This window comes from Corynebacterium sp. HMSC27B11, from assembly GCF_001815985.1.
Taxonomy (GTDB): Bacteria; Actinomycetota; Actinomycetes; order Mycobacteriales; family Mycobacteriaceae; genus Corynebacterium.
Genome location: NZ_KV823535.1, coordinates 1 through 3585 on the forward strand (window position 1 = coordinate 1; position 3585 = coordinate 3585).

General features: G+C 65.2%; 8 protein-coding genes. 4 read left to right on the plus strand and 4 right to left on the minus strand.

Going from position 1 to position 3585, the window contains the following annotated elements; all coding sequences use genetic code 11:
* The 3 genes from HMPREF3097_RS00815 to HMPREF3097_RS00825 form a co-directional block, all read right to left on the minus strand.
* Nucleotides 1-542: recombinase family protein (locus HMPREF3097_RS00815; RefSeq protein WP_070760161.1), on the minus strand; the 542-nt coding region annotated here is incomplete at its 3' end.
* Between the two features lie 2 nt (nucleotides 543-544).
* A complete protein-coding gene (locus HMPREF3097_RS00820) occupies nucleotides 545-1405 on the minus strand; it encodes a Fic/DOC family protein (protein WP_070424185.1) in 861 nt (286 codons plus the stop codon).
* Nucleotides 1405-1647, minus strand: a complete 243-nt coding sequence (locus HMPREF3097_RS00825) for an antitoxin VbhA family protein (protein WP_019174038.1) — start codon at nucleotides 1645-1647, stop codon at nucleotides 1405-1407. Before HMPREF3097_RS00825 ends, HMPREF3097_RS00820 begins: the two co-directional genes overlap by 1 nt.
* Before the next feature lie 253 nt (nucleotides 1648-1900).
* Between HMPREF3097_RS00825 and HMPREF3097_RS00830 the strand changes: the two genes are divergently transcribed.
* Genes HMPREF3097_RS00830 through HMPREF3097_RS00845 form a run of 4 tightly spaced genes read left to right on the plus strand, consistent with a single transcriptional unit; the run spans nucleotide 1901 to nucleotide 3314 of the window.
* Nucleotides 1901-2431 (plus strand): TetR/AcrR family transcriptional regulator, encoded by a 531-nt coding sequence (locus HMPREF3097_RS00830; RefSeq protein WP_019174037.1) that lies wholly within the window; start codon nucleotides 1901-1903, stop codon nucleotides 2429-2431.
* Nucleotides 2432-2433: 2 nt separating this feature from the next.
* Nucleotides 2434-2781 (plus strand): DMT family transporter, encoded by a 348-nt coding sequence (locus HMPREF3097_RS00835; protein WP_005053852.1) that lies wholly within the window; start codon nucleotides 2434-2436, stop codon nucleotides 2779-2781.
* On the plus strand, nucleotides 2781-3101 hold the full coding sequence (locus HMPREF3097_RS00840) for a DMT family transporter (RefSeq protein WP_019160223.1): 321 nt from the start codon (nucleotides 2781-2783) through the stop codon (nucleotides 3099-3101). Before HMPREF3097_RS00835 ends, HMPREF3097_RS00840 begins: the two co-directional genes overlap by 1 nt.
* Nucleotides 3102-3116: 15 nt before the next feature.
* Entirely contained in the window at nucleotides 3117-3314 is a 198-nt protein-coding gene (locus tag HMPREF3097_RS00845) for a hypothetical protein (RefSeq protein ID WP_005053846.1), read from the plus strand.
* On the opposite strand, the gene HMPREF3097_RS00850 is transcribed toward HMPREF3097_RS00845, so the two are convergent.
* Nucleotides 3311-3514 (minus strand): hypothetical protein, encoded by a 204-nt coding sequence (locus HMPREF3097_RS00850; RefSeq protein WP_005053843.1) that lies wholly within the window; start codon nucleotides 3512-3514, stop codon nucleotides 3311-3313. The two genes, HMPREF3097_RS00845 and HMPREF3097_RS00850, sit on opposite strands and share 4 nt — an antisense overlap.
* Nucleotides 3515-3585 lie beyond the last annotated feature (71 nt).

A 3585-nucleotide genomic window follows, 5' to 3' on the forward strand; every position in this document is an offset into this window, starting at 1 on the left:
TGACTGCCGCCAATCTTTGCAACAGAGCCCGCGATTTGCTCGTAGCTCATCGGCGGGTCAGCCTCCCGCATGGTCTTCGCCATTGCGATGCGCTCGGGTGTCATGACGGTCGGGCGGCCGCCGACGCGACCCTGGGAGCGCGCGTGCTCGACGCCTCTGCGGGTGTTCTCACGGATCATATCGACGCGAAGCTGCGCGAGCGTCGCCATGATCTTGAGCATGGCTTCACCCATCGCTGTTGACGGGTCTATGTCCATCCACGGTTCATCGAGGCTGCGCAGCTTCACGCCACGCGCTGCGTGGTCACGGATAACCGAGATAGCGATGCTGTCAGTGCCTGCCACGCGGTCGAGCGAGGGAATCACCAGCTCATCACCGGGGCGCTGAATCTTCCGGCACTCGATCCAATCGGGTCGATCCTCAACGCGACTTGAATAGCCAACGTCAACGAAAATTCGTTCGCACCCTGCCTGTTCGAGGCGGGCGATCTGCGAGTCTGCATTCTGCTCGCGGGTGCTGACACGGGTATATCCGAGCCTCACGGCTATCGTCCTAAGCTCGGGCCACGCTCGGGCGGCTTCGGCTTCGATCCGTCGCCCAGCTCGGGCATATCCCGGCCGCGATCTGCTGCGTGCTTCGGCTTGCTCGGCCGAGCCTCGCGCAGCTCGTTCACCTTGCGCTCGATGCGCTCTCCAAGCGTCATCGGCTTCTCGGGCGCTGCGTCGCCTGTGACGCGGCCGCCCTCGTGCATCAGCACGTTCGACCGCGGCACGGCCGCGTGCTCGAACACGGGCACCATCGGAACATGGTTGGGTAGGTACTCCCCCAGCGGCGGCCGCGTCGCGGCCGATGCCATATTCCAAACTTCCTCGGGCACGCGCTCGAACTCAAGCGTGTACGGTGAGCGCTCCGCAACGTGCTCCATGAACACCTTGGTAGTGCGTCCGTTGCCCTCTCTGAACGGATGACTCTGGTTTGTCCAGGCGAAGATTTCGGCGGCGCGCTCCGAGAACTCGGCGTGGCTGAGCTGCGCCCAATCGGTGCGCTCGACCATCACGCGCACGTTGTCTAAGTAGGCGTCTATCGCGCCGTTGTGAGCATCAGCGAAAGCGGCTCCGCCGCCCTTCGCCATGTTCACCGTTCGGTACTGACCAGCCCATTCAAAGGTCGAGCCGAAGAGGTGGCCGTGAATCTGCTTCATGTGCTCGCCGTCGAACGTGCGAGTCACAAGCTCCGGGCGCAACTCAAGCTCGATGCGGCGCGCAAACGACATGCGGTAGTCGTAGGTGCGCAGCGCTGCGGCGTCTCGAATGTCCGGTATGTTGCGCAGCACGCCATTGCGGGTCTGCGCGTTGTACGTCTCCGGGTAAAAGTATGACTCCCACGAATCGAACTGGTGCGGCATCAGAGCGTAGCGGCCGCTCCGGCGATGCGCGCCGCCTTAGCGGCGGTGCGCGCCTCGTAGTCCTCGAACGTCAGCGCGCCGCGCGTGTAGTCGATGAGGTCGGCCACGTCTTCGCGGTTCGGCTCCCATCCCTCATGCCAGCCTGCCGCGAGCGAGCGCACAACGGCTCGGCGCTGGTCAGCGTCGAGCTGGTCGAACAGCTCGGGCCAGCGGGCCTCTACGTCAAATGATGGTTGCGACATAATGCTGCACCTCCTGGTGTACTCCTGATTTTACCGGCCTGCCCGCAAACGGTATAGGTCGGGTTTCGGGTCGGGGTTGGTTTCGGTCATAGGTTTCGGTCGGTCAGATAACGGCGTGTCGCTGCCTCGGCGGGCCGTCCGGCACGGCTGCCCGAAAACGATCGTTTTCGGCCTACTCGGCTCGCGGTGATGAACCTATGCGCCGGCAATCTGCTGGATGGCCTGGTTACCTTCCGAATGGTAACCTACACTCATGCGCACCGATCCTCGCCCCGCGATCCTGGCGGCCGCCTTCTCTCAGCTCGACGAGGGGCGGGCGGTGTCTCTGGATTCCGTGGCCCGAAGTGTGGGGCTGACCAAGCCGGGGGTGATGTATCACTTCCCCACGAAGGAAGCCCTCATGCTCGCCCTGGTGGACTCCGTTTTGGACCGCTGGGAAGAGGCGCTGGTCGCACGCCTCGGGTCGTCGCCGGAGGGCGCGGCGCCGGCCGCGCGCATCGGCGCGTATGTCGACTGGTCACTGTCCGGGGGTTTCGATGAAACCGACCTGGTGGCGATGAGTGATCCGAAGCTGCGCCGCTCGCTCACGCAGCGCTGGGCCGAACGTCTCGCGCCCTGGCTCGTCGTGCCCGATGACGTCGCCCCGGACGAACGCACCCGGTTGCTCGCCGCCCGCCTCCTGGCCGATGGCGGGTGGCTTGCCGAAGCCGCCAACGTCTCCCCTCCTACCCCCGGCGACCTGGCGCAGCTCCGCGCCTTCGCCCACAACCTCGTGAAGGACTGACTATGAAGAAATGGCTCCTGCTTGCCGGCGCGATCATCAGTGAAGTCGCCGGCTCCCTCGCCCTCCAAGCCGGCCAGGACCACCCCGCCTGGTACATCCTCGTCGCGATCGGCTACGTCGGCGCGTTCACGCTTCTCGCGCTCGTTCTACGCGAGGGGATGGCCCTCGGGGTTGCGTACGGGATCTGGGGCGCGATGGGCGTCGCCCTGACGGCGGTGCTGGCGGCACTTCTGTTCGGACAGCCCTTGACCGGCGTGATGATCCTCGGCCTGGCGTTGATCATCGGCGGTGTTCTCACCGTCGAACTCGGATCGCAAGCGGCGCAGCGCAAGAGGGAGGCGAGCATCTGATGGTCTGGCTCTTCCTCATCCTCGCGATCGTCCTCGAAGTCGGCGCGGCGCTCTCCCTGCGCCTGGCAACCGGCGGACGGAAACTGTTCTACATCGCCGTCGTCGTGGGCTACCTCGGCGCGTTCTTCTTCCTCACCCAAGTCCTTGCCCTCGGGCTCGGCATCGGTGTTGCCTACGGCATCTGGGCCGCCTCCGGCGTCGCCCTCACCGCAGTGGCCAGCAAGTTCCTGTTCAAAGAGCCCTTCACCTGGGTCATGGCGCTCGGCATCGCCCTCATCATCGGCGGCGTCCTCCTCGTCGAACTCGGCGCGGCCCACTAGCCTGCCGACACGGCCATGACCGTCGCTCGCACCCTCGCGGCAATTCGCCGCGCCCTCCTGGAAGATCCTGCCGTCGACATCCGATTCGTGGACGCAATCACCGTCGACAGTCATCTTCTGAGCACGCACGGCCAGGCCCTCATCCTGTTCGTACACCCACAGCATCGCGAAGTCGTCGACGAGCTGCGCAACGCCTCCCGCCCATTGGACTAGTGCGGTCGGCCGGGGTCATCACCGCGGCCGCGCAGCTCGTCAACGAGCTGGCGGTGCGCCGTGTGCAGGAACAGCACTGGGCGGCCGCTGCGCCCACTGTGGAGGTAACTGTCGGCGGTGAGCGCATCGGTGAACACGACTTCAAGCTCCGGCTGCTCGTGCAGCAGTCGCCGCACTTGTTCGGCCACCCGCTCAGTCATCGAAACTCCCCCCAGAGCTTCCGGGAGGGCTCTGTTGCAATAATCGTGAAGCTTGAGCATGCTTGGCGGAG